Below are 16,694 nucleotides of genomic sequence, written 5' to 3' on the forward strand. Positions count from 1 at the left end.
CATGCAGACAGTCGCCGCCACACCGACCGCTGAAACGGGCCTGGCCCAGGCTCCGCGCGAGTCCGCCGCCGCTTCGGCCAGCTTTCCGCAGCACCAGATCATCCGCCGCAACGGCGCGGTGGTGCACTTCGAGCCGAGCAAGGTGGCCGTGGCGATGATGAAGGCCTTCCTCGCGGTGCACGGCACCAGCGGCGCGGCCTCCGCCAGCGTGCGCGAGACGGTCGACGCGCTGACCGATTCGGTGACGCGCGCGCTGCTGCGCTCGCGTCCGGCCGGCGGCACCTTCCACATCGAGGATGTCCAGGACCACGTCGAACTGGCGCTGATGCGCGGCGGTCACCATGAGGTCGCCCGCGCCTACGTGCTGTACCGCGAGCGCCGCACGCAGGAGCGTGCCCGTCAGGGCGAGCAGCAGCAGGCCGCCGTGCTGGAGTCCGGCATCTCGGTGATCGAGAACGGCGTGCGCGTCCCGCTCGACCTGAACAAGCTGGCTGCGCTGATCTCGTCGAGCTGCGAGAACCTGGGCGTGGACGTCAAGCCCGAGCCCATCCTGGCCGAGACCAAGCGCAACCTGTACGACGGCGTTCCGATGGACGAGGTCTACAAGGCCGCCATCCTGGCCGCGCGCACGCTGATCGAGAAGGATCCGGGCTACACCCGCGCCACCGCCCGCCTGCTGCTGCACACGATCCGCAAGGAGATCCTGGGCCGCGAGGTCACGCAGGCCGAGATGGCCACCGCCTACGCCGACTACTTCCCCGGCTTCATCAAGAAGGGCGTGCAGGCCGAGCTGCTGGACGAGAAGCTGCAGCAGTACGACCTGGCCAAGCTGGGCGCCGCGCTGAAGGCTGAGCGCGACCTGCAGTTCGACTACCTGGGCCTGCAGACGCTGTTCGATCGCTACTTCCTGCACGTCGACGGCACCCGCATCGAGATGCCGCAGGCGTTCTTCATGCGCGTGGCGATGGGCCTGGCGCTGAACGAGATCGACCGCGAGGCGCGCGCCATCGAGTTCTATGAAGTGCTGTCGACCTTCGACTTCATGAGCTCGACGCCGACGCTGTTCAACTCCGGCACGCGCCGCTCGCAGCTGTCGAGCTGCTACCTGACGACGGTGGCCGACGACCTGGACGGCATCTATGAAGCGCTGAAGGAGAACGCGCTGCTGTCCAAGTTCGCTGGCGGCCTGGGCAACGACTGGACCCCGGTGCGCGCGCTGGGTTCGCACATCAAGGGCACGAACGGCAAGTCGCAAGGCGTCGTTCCGTTCCTGAAGGTCGTCAACGACACCGCCGTCGCGGTGAACCAGGGCGGCAAGCGCAAGGGCGCCGTCTGCGCCTACCTGGAGACCTGGCACCTGGACATCGAGGAATTCCTCGAGCTGCGCAAGAACACCGGTGACGACCGTCGCCGCACCCACGACATGAACACGGCGAACTGGATTCCCGACCTGTTCATGAAGCGCGTCATCGAAGGCGGCGACTGGACGCTGTTCAGCCCGTCCACCTGCCCGGACCTGCACGACCTCTTCGGCAAGGAATTCGAGGTCGCCTACACGGCCTATGAAGCCAAGGTCGACCGCGGCGAGCTCAAGCTCCACAAGCGCATGCCGGCTCGCGACCTCTGGCGCAAGATGCTGACGATGCTGTTCGAGACGGGCCATCCCTGGATCACGTTCAAGGACGCCTGCAACGTGCGCTCGCCGCAGCAGCACGTCGGTGTCGTGCACTCGTCCAACCTGTGCACCGAGATCACACTCAACACCAACGACAACGAGATCGCGGTCTGCAACCTGGGCTCGGTCAACCTGTCGCAGCATCTGAAGGACGGCAAGATCGACCAGGAGAAGCTGAAGAAGACGGTGTCGACGGCGATGCGCATGCTCGACAACGTCATCGACATCAACTACTACGCGGTGAAGAAGGCGCGGGACTCGAACCTGCGCCACCGTCCGGTGGGCCTGGGCATCATGGGCTTCCAGGATGCGCTGTATCAGCTGCGGGTGCCGTACGCCTCCGACGCGGCGGTCGAATTCGCCGACCGCTCGATGGAAGCCGTCTGCTACCACGCGTACTGGGCCTCGACCGAACTGGCCGCCGAGCGTGGCCGCTACAGCAGCTACCGCGGCTCGCTGTGGGACCGCGGCATCCTGCCGATCGACTCGCTGAACCTGCTGGCCGAGGCTCGTGGCGGTTATGTCGAGGTGGACCGCTCGTCGTCGCTGGACTGGGACGCGCTGCGCGCCAAGATCGCCCGTGACGGCATGCGCAACAGCAACTGCGTGGCGATCGCGCCGACCGCGACGATCTCCAACATCATTGGCGTCGATGCCTCGATCGAGCCCTGCTTCGGCAACCTGTCGGTGAAGTCCAACCTGTCGGGCGAGTTCACCGTGGTGAACGAGCACCTGGTCCGCGACCTCAAGAAGCTGGGCCTGTGGGACGACGTGATGGTGATGGACCTGAAGCACTTCGACGGCTCGCTGCGCCGCATCGACCGCGTGCCCGAGGAACTCAAGCACCTGTACGCCACCGCCTTCGAAGTGGATCCGGTGTGGCTGGTGGAGGCCGCCGCGCGCCGCCAGAAGTGGATCGACCAGGCACAGAGCCTGAACATCTACATGGCCGGCGCGTCGGGCAAGCGCCTGGACGAGACCTACAAGCTGGCGTGGCAGCGTGGCCTGAAGACCACCTACTACCTCCGCACGATGGGCGCGACGCACGCCGAGAAGAGCACGGTGCAGAACGCCGGCCAGCTCAACGCGGTGAGCAGCGGCATCGGTGGCATGAGTGCCGCGCCGATCGCGGCGGCAGCGGTTGCTGTCGCGCCGATCGAGACGTCGGTCTCGCCGGATCTGGGCGACGTGTCGCCGGCGACGGACGTCAAGTTCTGCGCGATCGACGACCCCGGTTGCGAGGCCTGCCAGTAATCGAAACAGGAGGTGTCGGCGTCACCACGCGCCGACGCCTCCGATGCTCGCGATGCGAGTGTTCATCGATGTTTGCGGCGATCGGCGTTTTCTGCGGCCGGTCTCGCGAGCGATCGATGAACGCTTGATCGGACGCTCTCTTCCGCTCCTGGCGCGCGCCTCGTCGGCGCGCCGCCGCGCTCACCAGGAGGCGCGCGGCACACGGTCCCACGCGTCGAATGCGATGCGGACCAGCAACAGCGAAGCGGCGTCAAAGTCAAGAAGTCCTTTGTGTTTGAACACAACACTCCGATAATCCGCGACCATAGGAAGACCACCATGCTGGTTTGGGAAGAAGACCGTAAGCCTTCGAGCAACGCGCCGCAGTCGGGCGCATCGATCCACGCAGCGACGCAAGCCGTCGCGCGTGACGCCGCCGCCTCCGCGGCGGCTTCGGTGTCCTCTTCTGCCTCGTCGATCACCAATGCGAGCGAGCGCCGTGTGAACGTCGCCGACAAGCGCATCATCAACGGCCAGACCGACGTCAACCAGCTGGTCCCGTTCAAGTACAAGTGGGCGTGGGAGAAGTACCTCGCCACCTGCGCGAATCACTGGATGCCGCAGGAAGTGAACATGTCCCGCGACATCGCGCTGTGGAAGGACCCGAACGGTCTGACCGACGACGAGCGCCGGATCATCAAGCGCAACCTCGGCTTCTTCGTGACCGCCGACTCGCTGGCCGCCAACAACATCGTGCTGGGCACCTACCGCCACATCACGGCGCCCGAAGCCCGCCAGTTCCTGCTGCGCCAGGCCTTCGAAGAAGCGATCCACACGCACGCCTACCAGTACATCGTCGAGTCCCTCGGGCTGGACGAGAGCGAGATCTTCAACGCCTATCACGAGGTGCAGTCGATCCGCGACAAGGATGAATTCCTGATCCCGTTCATCGACGCGATCATGGATCCCAACTTCGTCACCGGCACGCCGGAAGCCGACCAGACGCTGCTGAAGTCGCTGATCGTCTTCGCCTGCCTGATGGAAGGGCTGTTCTTCTACGTCGGCTTCACGCAGATCCTGGCGCTGGGCCGCCAGAACAAGATGACCGGCGCTGCCGAGCAGTACCAGTACATCCTGCGCGACGAGTCGATGCACTGCAATTTCGGCATCGACCTGATCAACCAGATCAAGCTCGAGAACCCGCACCTGTGGACGCCTGAATTCCGCGCGGAGATCAAGGCGCTGTTCCAGAAGGCCGTGGAGCTCGAGTACCGCTACGCCGAGGACACCATGCCGCGCGGCGTGCTGGGTCTGAACGCGGCCATGTTCAAGGGCTACCTGCGCTACATCGCCAATCGGCGTGCGACGCAGATCGGCTTGGAGGCGCTCTTCCCGAACGAGGAAAACCCGTTCCCCTGGATGAGCGAAATGATCGACCTGAAGAAGGAACGCAACTTCTTCGAGACCCGAGTGATCGAATACCAATCGGGCGGCGCGCTGTCCTGGGACTGATGAAGTCCGAGGCGGAGTGACCCTCGAGCATTGTTTGTTGAAGAAGAGATCAAGCTTGGCGATGCGCCGACCGACCGACATAGAAGCGGCGGAGACGCACCGCAACCCGATTCACCGCACCGCGGAGCGCAACTCCCGCGCGTCGTGGGCGGTGAATACCTGCACCGGCATCAACCGGTTGATGACGGGCAGGGCTATTTCCACTTGATCAAGGAGAACTGAAATGGCAACTGCGAAGAAGGCCGCTCCGGCCAAGAAGGCGGCTCCGGCCAAGAAGGCCGCCGCGAAGAAGGCTCCGGCCGCGAAGAAGGCGGCTCCGGCCAAGAAGGCCGCGCCGGCGAAGAAGGCCGCTCCGGCCAAGAAGGCTGCGCCGGCGAAGAAGGCTGCTGCCGCCAAGAAGGCTGCGCCGGCGAAGAAGGCCGCTCCGGCCAAGAAGGCTGCTGCTGCGAAGAAGGCGGCGCCGGCGAAGAAGGTCGCTGCCAAGAAGGCCGCGCCGGCCAAGAAGGTCGCTGCCAAGAAGGCTGCGCCGGCCAAGAAGGCCTCCGCCGCCAAGAAGCCGCCGATCAAGGCCACCGCTGCCAAGGCTGCGAAGCCCGCCGCGAAGAAGGCTGCTCCGGCGAAGAAGGCCGCTGCTGCGAAGAAGGCTGCCCCCAAGGCCGCTGCCAAGCCTGCTGCGAAGCCGGCCGCCAAGAAGGCTGCTGCTCCGAAGAAGGCTGCCGCCAAGCCTGCCGCTGCTCCCGCTGCCAAGCCTGCCGCTGCGCCGGCTCCCGCTGCGAAGACCGCGCTGAGCCCGCAAGCCGCCTGGCCCTTCCCGACCGGCAACAAGCCCTGAGCTTGAACGATGACCGGACCTTCGGGTCCGGTTCGTCGAAGCCCTCCGAACCCGGCGCGAGCCGGGTTTTTTCTTTGGGACTCGCGAAAGAAGGAAGGGCGCCCGTGCGGCGCCCTTCGGAGGGAGAGGGATCGTTGGGGCGGAGGCCCCGCCCCGGTCAGGGGTAGAAGAGCTCGACCGAGTAACCGCTGATCTTCTGCGCGCCGCTGTCGAAGACCAACTGCAACTGTTGATCGGCGCCGGCAGGCAACGCGACGCGGCCGGCCTGCATCTCGGCCGGCGAGAGCATGCGGCGCACGACCAGCACGCCGCTCGCGTCGGTCAGGCTCAGGTCCACCCATGGCTGCGCCACTTCCCAGTTGCTGCGGTTGCGCAGGCTGATGCTGAAGCGGTAGTGGTTGGCGGCGCCGGCGGGATTGAGGCTGCTGCTCTCGACGCTCAGGGCCTCGATGTGCTGCCACGGCTTGATCTCCTGGCCCAGCGCCTGTGCCACCGAGACCAGCGCCGGCTTGGCTGCCGGGTACTGCGCGGCGATCGCTTCGCGGGCATGCCAGAGCAACTGGCCCATCAACCCGAACGCCAGGACCGTCGCGGTGCTGCCCAGCGCCAGGCGCACGCCGGGGCGATTCCAGCGTCGCGCCGATTCGGCCTGGCGCATGAAGCTCGGCAACTGGTCCGGCATCACGCTCGGCGAGCCCTGCGGGGACATCGCCTCCGCGCTGACGGCCGCAGCGGACGACGCGGCCGCGCGGGCGGCCATCAGTTCGGACTCCGCGGCCAGCACCGTCATCGTGGTTTCGGGGCTCTCCGTCGCACGGGGCGTCGCAGTCCGACGCCGCTTGAACGGATTCCAGAACCGACGCGGCCTCGCGGCCTTGGCGGCGCGCCTGGCCTCGGCGATGGCGTCCTCGTCGGGCGCCATCATCGACGAGGACGGTTCGAGCGACGGCTCCAGATCGGGCTCCTGCGCCGCTTCGTTCGCGCGCAGCTGCGCCGCGGTGGCCGGGCTCAGCGCGAGCGTCACGTCAGGTCGCTCGTCGTCGTCGATCATCGGCGGCGGCAGCTCATCCTCTTCGAAGCGCATGCCCTTGGGCTCGGGCAGGTGGGCGCGAGGATCGGGCGCGGCGGGCGCCTCGAGGAAGGGTTCCCGACGCGCCTCGTGAGGACGCTCGTCGACGCCGGACGCGTTGAAGCGTGCGTCGACGATGTCGTCCATCGGCTCATCGTCGGCCATGCGTCGCGGCGGCGCGAAGGGATTGAGCGACTCGTCGTCGGCCGCGATCCAGCCGCTGTCGCGCGGCGGCTGATGATGCGCCGGGGGCTCCGGTGCAAAGGCCGGCTCCGGCGCGAAGACCGGCGGGGGCGGCGGCATCGGTCGCGCGGGGGCGACCGGCGGTGGCAGCGGTGCGGGCTGGCTCGGCGGGAAGTCGTCGCGATAGGCCGGCGCGGGCGGCGTCGGCACGGGCGAGGGCGGGCGGCGTTCGATCGGCGCGGGCTCGGCCGATGGGCTCACCGGCGGCCAGGGCGGCGGGCTGTCGCGCTCAAGATCGAACAGCTGCTCGCGGGCATCGAAGACCTCGGCGCAGCGGCCACAGCGGACCCAGCCTTCGGAGACGCGCAGCTGGTCCTGCACCACCCGGAAGATGGTGCCGCAGGTCGTGCAGCGGGTCGCGAGATTCATGGGCGCGATGATGCCACGAAGCAGGGTCAGTCCTTGACGCGAACGCACCCGGGTTGACACTCCGTCACCACGGGCGCGCGGCCCGCGATGCGGCTGTTCATCGGCCCGGGCGAGGCAATGGGGGCGCCCGCGGGTGAGCGTTCAGGTGGGTGGGCGCGCGTGCGGCGAGTGATCCACCGGACGGTGGTTCAAGCGGTCCGACGCGCCGTCATCAGGATCCAGCCGTCCTCGCTGTCGGCGACCTCCAGGGCCACATGCGGCGCATAGGCCGCCTTCAATTCATCGGCCTGGCGCTCGAGGATGCCGGCCAGCACCAGGTGGGCGCCCGGGCGCAGGTGGTTGCACAGCAGCGGAGCCAGCAGCTTCAGCGGCGTGGCCAGGATGTTGGCCAGCACCACCGGGTACTCGCCCCGCGCGGCATCGGGCATCGCGGCGTTCAGCGTCACGCCGTTGTCCTTGGCGTTGTGGGTCGAGGCGATCAGCGCGGCGGGGTCGATGTCGACGGCGTCGATGGACTTCGCGCCGAACAGGCCCGCCGCGATGGCCAGGATGCCGGAGCCGCAGCCGTAGTCGAGCACGCGATCCCAGCCGGCGGCCTCGGCGCCGCGGCGCGCGATCCAGCGCAGGCACATGCGCGTCGTCGGATGCGTGCCGGTGCCGAAGGCCAGGCCCGGGTCGAGCCGCATGACCTGCCTCGCCTGCGCGGGTGCCTCATGCCAGGACGGGACGATCCAGAACTCGGGCGTGATCTCGACCGGCGCGAATTGCGATTGCGTCAGCCGCACCCAGTCCTGCTGCGCCACGGTCTGGATCGCCTGCACGTGGACGTCGGTGGCCCAGTCCTGCGCCAGGATCAGCGTGGCCGCTTCGGTGGCCTCGGCCTCCTCGGCGAACAGCGCCTTCACCACCGAGCGCTCCCAGCCCGCGCGCGGCGCGGGCATGCCGGGTTCGCCGAACAGCGCGCGCTCGGCCGGCGTGTCGGCATCGGCGTCCTCGACGGAGACGGCCAGCGAATCGATTTCCATCAGCGCGTCGCTGACGGTCTCGACATCCTCCTCGCGGCAGATCAACACCAGTTCGTGCAGCAGGGGGTCGGTGGCGTGGTCATCGCTCATGGCGGCTCCGGGACTTCGGTGGACTTCTGAAATGGAGAAGCCCTCAAGTCGGACCGGGGTCCGCGCTTGAGGGCCTGCGCATTGTCGCTCAGCGACGATCAGCGCTTATGGGCGGCCATCCATTGCTCGAGGTAATGGATGTCGGTGCCGCCTTCGATGAACTTGGCGTCGGCCATCAGCTCGCGGTGCAGCGGGATGTTGGTCTGGATGCCTTCGACGACGGTTTCCGACAGGGCGATGCGCATGCGGGCCAGGGCCTGCTCGCGGGTGTCGCCGTGGACGATGATCTTGCCGATCATCGAGTCGTAGTTCGGCGGCACGAAGTAGTTGGTGTACGCATGCGAGTCCACCCGCACGCCGGGGCCGCCCGGCGGGTGCCACATCGTGATGCGGCCCGGCGACGGGATGAACTTCACCGGATCCTCGGCGTTGATCCGGCACTCGATCGAGTGGCCGCGCATCGTGATGTTGCGCTGGGTGAAAGGCAGCTTCTCGCCGGCGGCGATGCGGATCTGCATCTGGACGATGTCGATGCCGGTCACCAGTTCCGTCACCGGGTGCTCCACCTGCACGCGGGTGTTCATCTCGATGAAGTAGAACTCGCCGTTCTCGTACAGGAACTCGAAGGTGCCCGCGCCGCGGTAGCCCATCTTCTTGCAGGCGGCGGCACAGCGGTCGCCGACCCGCTCGATCAGGCGGCGCGGAATGCCGGGCGCTGGCGCTTCCTCGATGATCTTCTGGTGGCGGCGCTGCATCGAGCAGTCGCGCTCGCCCAGCCAGACGGCGTTCTTGTGGCCGTCCGCCAGCACCTGGATCTCCACATGGCGCGGATGCTCCAGGAACTTCTCCATGTAGACCTGCGGATTGCCGAAGGCGGCGGCCGCCTCGGCCTTGGTCATCTGCACCGCGTTGACCAGCGCGGCCTCGGTGTGGACCACGCGCATGCCGCGACCACCACCGCCGCCGGCGGCCTTGATGATCACCGGATAGCCGATCGCCCGGGCGATGCGGACGATCTCCTTCGGGTCGTCGGGCAGCGCGCCCTCGGAACCCGGCACGCAAGGCACGCCGGCCTTGATCATGGCCTGCTTGGCGGAGACCTTGTCGCCCATGGTCCGGATGTTGTCCGGCGTCGGGCCGATGAAGGTGAAGCCGCTGCGCTCGACGCGCTCGGCGAAGTCCGCGTTCTCGGACAGGAAGCCGTAGCCGGGGTGGATCGCTTCGGCGTCGGTGACCTCGGCCGTCGCGATGATGGCCGGCATCGACAGGTAGCTCTGCGCGGACGGGGCGGGGCCGATGCAGACGGCCTCGTCGGCCAGCTTCACGTACTTCGCGTCGCGGTCCGCTTCCGAATACACGACGACCGACTTCACGCCCAGCTCGCGGCACGCGCGCTGGATGCGCAACGCAATTTCGCCTCGGTTGGCGATCAGGATCTTCTTAAACATCTGCGCCTCGGCTCAATTGCGCTGCCGCGCTGCGCGGGGAGCGCACTGTGGCTTCTCCGCAAGGCCTGCGGCCTTGTCACCGCGATTCGCGATGAGGATCTTCTTGAACATCTGGGGGCCGCCTTACTCGATGACGATCAGCGACTGACCGAATTCCACCGGCTGGCCGTTCTCGATCAGGATCTTCGTGATCGTGCCGGCCTTGTCGGCTTCGATCTCGTTCATGATCTTCATCGCCTCGATGATGCAGATCGGGTCGCCTTCCTTGACCTGCTGGCCGACCTCGGCGAACGGCTTGGCGTTCGGGCTGGAGGCACGGTAGAAGGTGCCGACCATCGGCGACTTGACGATGTGGCCGGTTTCGGCAGCCGGCGCGGGGGCGGCGGCGGGCACCGGAGCGGCGGCGGCCGGGGCGGACGCGACAGGCGCGGCGACCATCTGCGGCGCGGCCTGCATCATGGGCATGGCGGCCACGACGGGCTGGCCATCGGACTTGACGATGCGCACCTTGCCATCGGCTTCGGTGATTTCAAGTTCAGAGATGTTCGACTCGGAGACGAGGTCGATCAGGGTCTTGAGCTTGCGCAAATCCATATGAACTCTCCAACGGGGATCGGTTGTGATCTTCGGGTTGTCTTCCGGTCCGGCGGCGGGGCGGCGGACCGCGGCGCTCAGGGGGACGAGGCCGGCCGGCTCAATTGCTGGATCGCGAACTGCAGCGCCAACCGGTAGCCGGTCGGACCCAGTCCGCAGATCACGCCTTCCGCGAGCGCCGACACGTAGCTGTGATGGCGGAACGGCTCGCGCTTGTGGATGTTGGACAGGTGCACCTCGACAAACGGCAGCGCCACCGCCGCCAGCGCATCGCGGATCGCGACGCTGGTGTGGGTGTAGGCCGCCGGATTGATGATGATGAAACGGGTTCCATCCCGACCCGCCGCCTGAATGCGGTCTACCAGGCCACCTTCGTGGTTGCTCTGATAGCTCTCTAGAACTACGCCGGCTTCCTGCGCGATCCGACGAAGATCTGCATCGATCTCCGCCAAAGTGGTCGCGCCGTAGACCCCGGGCTCGCGGGTGCCGAGCAGATTGAGGTTGGGGCCGTGTAGTACCAGGACTTGCATTCAGCGACCGGTCCCGCCAATTAGAGCGAAGACACTAGAAGCGTAAAAGGGTGGACTTTACGCCTTTTGGGTTCAGATCCCGGCAGCAAGCCAAAAATAAAAGTCTTGACCGGCTCCAGGCAGCCCGCTATGCCAGACGGGTCGTTTGACCGTCCCTTGACTGGGGAGCCAGTCAGGCGTCAAACCCTTGCCGCGCGCGCCATTGCGCGCAGTTCCTCGAGGTGGGTGGCGCCCAACTTGCGCCAGATCGGTTCGCCTTGGGCGCCGAAGGCGACGGTAAACGGCAGACCGCCCTTGGCGTTGCCCAAAGTTTTGGACAAGTCGGTGCCGGTCAGGCCGGCGAGGGCCACCGGGAATTTCAGGGGGAGTTTTTCCAGGAAGCCGCGTACCGGCGTCGGCGCGTCGACCGCCAGTCCGAGCACCTGCCAGCCCTGGGCGCTGAATTCGTCGTGGAACTGATTGATTTCCGGCAGTTCCTTGACGCAGGGTGCGCACCAGGTCGCCCAGAAATTCAGCAGCAGCGGCTTGCCGCGCAGGTGGGCGGCGGGCTGGTAGGTCTGCTGGTCGAGCGTGTCGAAGCTGGCATTCCAGAATGCCGCGGCTTCCGCCGACAGCGGTGCCGAGGGGGCCGCGCCCCCCGCCTGTCTTTCATGGTGCAGGGAAAGATAGGCCCCGGCGCCGGCTGCCACTACACCGGCGGCTCCCAGTCCCAGAACAGCGCGTCGTTGCATTCATTCGTCCTTTGCGGTCATCAATTGGCGCAGCGCGGCCAGGTCGCCGCGTTCGGTCCGGCCGCGGGCGTCGGGCTTGAGCGCGCCGCGCAGGTCGTCGTGGTCGAGGATCGTCAGCGCGATCGCCACCCGTTCGTTCAGCGCGCGGCAGGGCACGTCCAGGACCAGTTGATCGACCACCTCGCCCTTGGCATTGCGGGATTGGCCGACGTCATAGTCCACCCCCTGGTTCAGCAGCGCGATCTCCGCCGACTTGCTGTCATCGCAATACAGCTGCAGGTGGATGTGGGACAGCCGGGTGGCCGTGCCGCGCCAGACGGCGCCGCTCAGATGGGGGCGGAACTCGGCCAGCCGCTCCATCCAGGTGGCGGCCAGTTCGCGCAGGGCCTGCAACTCGGCCGGTTGGGTGTCGGCGCAGAAGATGTCCAGATACTCGCGCACCTGGTCTTCCAGTTCATCGTTGCTGGGCAGCGCCGTGCGCGGCGGCAGGCCGAGCACCTTCAAGGCGCGCGACTTGGCGGGGCCGTATTCCAGGCCTTCCTCCACCACCAGGCGGGCGGCGGCGGCGGCGATCTCGGTCGTCAATTCGGGTGTCATGGCGCCCTTTCGGCTGCTCGGCCCTGGGCGGGCGGTCCCCTGGCGAGGCGTCAGGGGATGTCGACCGCGCCCATCCGGGCCTCGATGGTGCCAGCCCGTCCGATCACATACGGCGAACCTGGGCGTTTCTCGAACCGCTTCGGCGCCGGCAGCATCACCGCCAGGCGCGCCGCCTGGTTGGGACCCAGCCGGGCGGCGTCGACGCGGTAGTAATGGCGAGCGGCGGCCTGGGCGCCGAACACGCCTTCGCCCCACTCGACATTGTTCAGATAGATCTCCAGGATGCGCTGCTTGTCCAGCAGCGCTTCCAGCATCAGCGTCAGCACCAGTTCCTGGCCCTTGCGCAGCAAGTTGCGCTCCGAGTTGAGGAACAGGTTCTTCGCCAGCTGCTGCGAGATCGTCGACCCGCCGATCACCTTCGGGACCGGCGGCGGCTTGTTCGGATTGGTCTTGGCCAGGCGGGCGGCACGCTTGTCGGCCAGTTCCTGCGCGCGCTGGTTCTTGTCCCAAGCCTTCTCGAGCGCCTCCCAGTCCACGCCGCCGTGTTCGTTGAAGCCGGCATCCTCGCTGGCGATCACGGCACGCTTGAGGTGCTTGCTGATCAGACTGCCGTCGACCCATTGCTGGGCCCAGAGGATCTGATGCTTCTCGCGCAGTAGGCGCAGGGCCTCGGAGCGCTGGAAGGTGGTCGACTGCGGCGAAACCACCGCCATCAGCGCGATGCGGGCGGCGAAGAACAGCTGCAGGCACAGAACGCTGACGAGCAGCATGCCGGCGAAACGCCAGAACTGTTTCATGGGGCGGTCCTCAATGGGCAGCGAGTCGACGGCGCAGGTCGGCGAGCACCGCCGCGCTGTCCGGGCGCACCCCGCGCCAGAGGAGGAAAGCCTCGGCCGCCTGCTCGACCAGCATGCCCAGGCCGTCCCGGGTCGCGCCGCCTGCGCCCGCCTGACCGGCGGCCCAGTCCAGGAAAGGAGCGGCAGCAGCGCCGTACATCATGTCGACGGCCAGGCCGCCGACGGCCAGCACCGGCGCGTCCGGGTCCGGCAGGGGCAGCCCGGCTCCGCTGAGCGACGCGCTGGTGCCGTTGATCATCACGTCGTGCCGCCCGTCCGGCGCCGGGGCATCGAGGCCGCCTGCGCTCAGGCGCACACCGTGGTCGTCCGCCCAGGCGCGATGGCTGGCCGCGAGCGCGACTGCCTTGTCGGCGCTGCGATTGACGATGCGGATCTCCGCGGGCCGGCCGCCGATCAGGCTGCCGAGCACGCCGGCCGAGGCCCCGCCCGCGCCGATCAGCAGCACCCGCTGACCGCGCAGCGGGCGCGCGGCGTTGCGCTCGATGTCGGCGACCAGGCCCGCGCCGTCGGTGTTGTCGCCGAGCCAGCCCCCCTCGGTGTCGAAGCGCAGCGTGTTGACCGCGCCGGCGAGTTCGGCGCGTGACGTGCGACGGGCCGCGAGCCGGAAGGCGTCGAACTTGAAGGGGACGGTGACGTTGCAGCCGCGTGCGCCGCTGGCGACGAAGTCGCGGATCGCGGCCTCGAAGCCATCGAGCGGGCAGAGCAATCGCTCATAGACCAGCGACTGACCGGTCTGCGCGGCGAAGGCGGCATGGATCTCCGGCGAACGGCTGTGCGCCACCGGATTGCCGGCGACGGCGTACCGGTCCGGCCCGGGGGGCGCGGCCGTCGCGGAGGCGGAAGTCGGATCAGCGCTCATGACGTCTATATAAGAAGAGATGCGGCCGCGTGACCCGGCGGCGGCGGGCGAGTTCAGGACGGCTGCCCGCTGAGGGTCGTTTCCAGGTTCTCGTCGCGGGTGAAGCGGAAGCGCGAGGTGATCACCAGCAGTTCCGCGCCTTGGCGCATCTGCGCCGTGAAGTTTCCAAACGGTGCGCTGGCGCGGACGATCGCCACCGCCCGTCGATCCAGCACCGCGTTGCCGGAGCTCTGCACGATGTCGGTCTCCACCACGCGGCCGCGGGCGTCGACGTGGATGTTCATCGTCAGCTCGCCGTAGAGCTTGCGGCCCTGGTAGGTCGGGAAGTCGCGGGTGCCGCGGCTCTCGATGCGCCGGCGCAGCTGGTCGTAGTACTGGGCGTAGACGACCTCGCGCGTGGCCGGGCTGACGTAGCGCTTCTTCGGCCGCGCGTTTTCCTCGTTGACCCGCTTCTCGATCTCGGCGAGCAACTGCACCAATTGCCGGCGGCGCTCGGCCTGCTCGCGCGCCTCGGGCGTGCCCTTGTCGCGCTGCGGGTCGGGCGGCGGCAGCAGCGCCAGCTCTCGTCGCACCCGGGTGAGCAACTGCTCCTGCGCCACCTGCAACTGCTGGATCTGGCTGTGCTGGACCTCGGTGCTGTCGCCGGTCTCGGCCATTGGCGCGGGGGGCAGCGGCGACGTGGCCCGCACGTCGGCCGCCATCTCGCCGCCGCCGGCCAGGTTGGCCTGCGCCAGCGCCTGTGCCTTGACCGGCGCCTCCTGGCCGCGGGCATTGACGAGCACCACCTCCAGCGGCGTGTCCTGGAACAGGCGGTCGAACTGGTCGGGTGCGACGAACTTGAGCGTCCCCAGGCCCAGGTGCAACCCGGCCGAGACGATCAGCGCGTACTGCAGCAGGCTGAGCTTGGGCATCGTGAACATGCGAAAGCGGATCAGGAGGCTGCGGGAGCGGGCGTCGCCGCGCCCTCCGCGCCGTCGTCGTTGACGTCGATCGCCAGCGTCAGCACGCCGCTGGGCTCCTCGTCCTCCTCGGCCTCCGCCTCGTCGGACGGAGCGGCCTCGGCATCCAGGCGCTCGACCAGGTTGGCATGGACCTCCAGCGTCAGTTCGTCCAGGCCGGTGATGCGGACCTTGACGTGGCTGTTGCGCGGCAGCGATTCGCAACCCAGCGCGCGGAAGACCAGCGGCAGTTCGTCGGCGCGGACCAGGCCGTCCTTCAGCACGGCGGCGGTCAGCTCGGTGATGCCCTGCTGCTGCAGGTAGCGCAGCGTCCAGTAGCGCTCGATGCCCGACTGGAAGCCGTTGTAGGCGCTGTAGGCGGCATCGAAGCCGGAGATGATCGAGAACAGTGCTGCGTCCTTGGGCTTGAACGGCGCGGCCAGTGCGGCGGTCTTGCCGTGGCGGGCGCAGGCGATGATCTGCCACTGGTTCACCAGGTCCACGTAGCGGCGCAGCGGCGATGTCGCCCAGGTGTACTGCGCCACGCCCATGCCGGCGTGCGGCGCGGGCTTGGTGCCCATGCGGACCTTCATGCCCGGCGCCAGGCTGGCCTGGCTGCGATAGATGCCGGGCACGCCGCAGTCGGCGAGGATGCCGCCCCAGCTGGAGTTGGCCAGGATCATGGCCTCGGCCACGATCAGGTCCAGCGCCGCACCGCGCTGGCGTACCGAGATGCTGACCTGCTCGGCCCCCACCGGTTCGTGCTCGCCGTTGTTGTCCAGGCGGAAGTTGTAGTCCGGACGGTTGAAGGTCTCGGGCTTGCCACGCACCACCTCTCGCTTGGCCTTGAGGTCCTTGGCCAGGCGGTAGGCGAAGGCCAGTTCCGGCGCGAAGTCGTAGTCGGCCGGCGCGGCGCCGGTCAGCGTGGCGTCGGTGATGACGTGATCCAGCTTGTCATGGCGCAGGTTCGCGGCGATGGGGACGCGCTCGAGCCGGGTCTCGCGGCCGGTGATCTCCAGCGTCGCCTCGTCCATCGTCAGGTAGATGCTGACGGCCGGGCAGTCGCGGCCTTCGATCAGCGTGTAGGCCTGGACCACGTCGTCCGGCAGCATGGTCAGCTTCCAGCCCGGCATGTAGACGGTGGAGAAGCGCTCTCGGGCGACCTTGTCCACCGGCGAGTCCGGCTGGATCGCCAGGCCCGGCGCGGCAATGTGCACGCCGAAGACCACGGTGCCGGTGCCCAGGCCCTGGACGGACAGCGCGTCGTCGATCTCGGTGGTGGCGGAGTCGTCGATCGAGAAGGCGCGCACGCCGGCCAGCGGCAGCTCGTCCTTGATCTGGGGCGCCGACAGCGCCGGGAAGCCGGTGCCCTTGGGGAAGTGCTCGAAAAGGAAGCGCTTCCAGTGGAACTGGTAGGGGCTGGCGATCGCGCCGGCGTCCTTGAGCAGGTCCAGCGGCGCCTTGTGGCTGCGCTTGGCGGCCTCGACGACGGCCTTGTACTCGGGGCCGTTCTTGTCGGGGCGGAAGAGGATCTTGTAGATCTGGTCGCCGATCGGCGCGGGGCACTGGCCGGCGGCGAGTTCGTCGGCCCACTGCTCGATCTGCGCGGCGACCTGCTTCTTGCGTTCGATGCCCAGCAGCGCGGCCTTGACGATCTCGGCCGGCGCCTTCTTGAACAGGCCCTTGCCCATCCGGCGGAAATAGTGGGGCGCCTCGAACAGGCGGAACAGCGCGCCGGTCTGCTGCCCGAGCGTGGCCTTCTCGTCGAAGTAGTCGCGGGCCAGGTCGGCAAAGCCGAATTCGCCCTCGGGCGCGAACTCCCAGGCCAGGTCGAGGTCGATCTCGGCGGCCAGACGCTGGCCCTCCGCGATCAGCTCGGCCGGCGCGGGCTTGTCGAACTTGAGCAGCACATGGGCGGTCTTCACTTTGACGCGCTTGCCCGAATCGAGCTCGATCTGCATCGAGGATTCGGCTTCGGACAGGACGCGGCCGGCGAGGAATTTTCCGGCGTCTTCGAACAGGGCAAACATAGCGGCGGGATTGTCGCTGATCGCGGAAGGGACGCCGGACGGGTGCGGGCGGCGCGGGTGTC

At 68.0% G+C, this 16,694-nt stretch carries 14 protein-coding genes; 3 read left to right on the plus strand and 11 right to left on the minus strand.

What is annotated here, in order from left to right:
• Position 1 precedes the first annotated feature (1 nt).
• From CS062_RS00530 to CS062_RS00540, 3 genes are all read left to right on the plus strand, one after another.
• Positions 2–2,929 carry a ribonucleoside-diphosphate reductase subunit alpha gene (locus CS062_RS00530; protein WP_099859532.1) on the plus strand — a complete coding sequence of 976 codons (2,928 nt, stop codon included), beginning with the start codon at positions 2–4 and terminating at the stop codon, positions 2,927–2,929.
• A gap of 318 nt (positions 2,930–3,247) precedes the next feature.
• Positions 3,248–4,420, plus strand: a complete 1,173-nt coding sequence (locus tag CS062_RS00535; protein ID WP_099859533.1) for a ribonucleotide-diphosphate reductase subunit beta — start codon at positions 3,248–3,250, stop codon at positions 4,418–4,420.
• 223 nt (positions 4,421–4,643) lie between these two features.
• Positions 4,644–5,252: a histone gene (locus CS062_RS00540; RefSeq protein WP_099859534.1), complete on the plus strand. Its 609-nt coding sequence runs from the start codon at positions 4,644–4,646 to the stop codon at positions 5,250–5,252.
• Positions 5,253–5,409: 157 nt separating this feature from the next.
• Here the strand turns inward: CS062_RS00540 and CS062_RS00545 are convergent, their stop codons facing one another.
• The 11 genes from CS062_RS00545 to CS062_RS00595 all read right to left on the minus strand — a co-directional run bounded on the left by CS062_RS00545 (position 5,410) and on the right by CS062_RS00595 (position 16,632).
• On the minus strand, positions 5,410–6,933 hold the full coding sequence (locus CS062_RS00545) for a zinc-ribbon and DUF3426 domain-containing protein (protein ID WP_099859535.1): 1,524 nt from the start codon (positions 6,931–6,933) through the stop codon (positions 5,410–5,412).
• A gap of 188 nt (positions 6,934–7,121) precedes the next feature.
• On the minus strand, positions 7,122–8,018 hold the full coding sequence (gene prmA, locus CS062_RS00550) for a 50S ribosomal protein L11 methyltransferase (RefSeq protein WP_099859669.1): 897 nt from the start codon (positions 8,016–8,018) through the stop codon (positions 7,122–7,124).
• A 128-nt stretch (positions 8,019–8,146) separates the two neighbouring features.
• Positions 8,147–9,496 (minus strand): acetyl-CoA carboxylase biotin carboxylase subunit, encoded by a 1,350-nt coding sequence (accC, locus tag CS062_RS00555; RefSeq protein WP_099859536.1) that lies wholly within the window; start codon positions 9,494–9,496, stop codon positions 8,147–8,149.
• 123 nt (positions 9,497–9,619) lie between these two features.
• Entirely contained in the window at positions 9,620–10,090 is a 471-nt protein-coding gene (gene accB / locus CS062_RS00560; protein WP_099859537.1) for an acetyl-CoA carboxylase biotin carboxyl carrier protein, read from the minus strand.
• Between the two features lie 77 nt (positions 10,091–10,167).
• The gene (gene aroQ, locus CS062_RS00565; RefSeq protein WP_099859538.1) at positions 10,168–10,620 is read right to left on the minus strand and encodes a type II 3-dehydroquinate dehydratase; all 453 of its coding nucleotides are present in this window, start codon (positions 10,618–10,620) and stop codon (positions 10,168–10,170) included.
• 179 nt (positions 10,621–10,799) lie between these two features.
• Positions 10,800–11,351 carry a TlpA disulfide reductase family protein gene (locus tag CS062_RS00570; protein WP_099859539.1) on the minus strand — a complete coding sequence of 184 codons (552 nt, stop codon included), beginning with the start codon at positions 11,349–11,351 and terminating at the stop codon, positions 10,800–10,802.
• Positions 11,352–11,948, minus strand: a complete 597-nt coding sequence (locus tag CS062_RS00575; RefSeq protein WP_099859540.1) for a hypothetical protein — start codon at positions 11,946–11,948, stop codon at positions 11,352–11,354.
• Between the two features lie 50 nt (positions 11,949–11,998).
• Positions 11,999–12,745: a monofunctional biosynthetic peptidoglycan transglycosylase gene (gene mtgA / locus CS062_RS00580; protein WP_099859541.1), complete on the minus strand. Its 747-nt coding sequence runs from the start codon at positions 12,743–12,745 to the stop codon at positions 11,999–12,001.
• Between the two features lie 10 nt (positions 12,746–12,755).
• Positions 12,756–13,664: a shikimate dehydrogenase gene (gene aroE, locus CS062_RS00585; protein WP_099859542.1), complete on the minus strand. Its 909-nt coding sequence runs from the start codon at positions 13,662–13,664 to the stop codon at positions 12,756–12,758.
• Positions 13,665–13,717: 53 nt separating this feature from the next.
• Positions 13,718–14,575, minus strand: a complete 858-nt coding sequence (locus CS062_RS00590) for a cell envelope integrity TolA family protein (protein WP_099859670.1) — start codon at positions 14,573–14,575, stop codon at positions 13,718–13,720.
• Positions 14,576–14,595: 20 nt separating this feature from the next.
• The gene (locus CS062_RS00595; RefSeq protein WP_099859543.1) at positions 14,596–16,632 is read right to left on the minus strand and encodes a ribonuclease catalytic domain-containing protein; all 2,037 of its coding nucleotides are present in this window, start codon (positions 16,630–16,632) and stop codon (positions 14,596–14,598) included.
• Positions 16,633–16,694 lie beyond the last annotated feature (62 nt).

It is taken from the genome of Roseateles chitinivorans, from assembly GCF_002761755.1.
Taxonomy (GTDB): Bacteria; Pseudomonadota; Gammaproteobacteria; order Burkholderiales; family Burkholderiaceae_C; genus Roseateles; species Roseateles chitinivorans.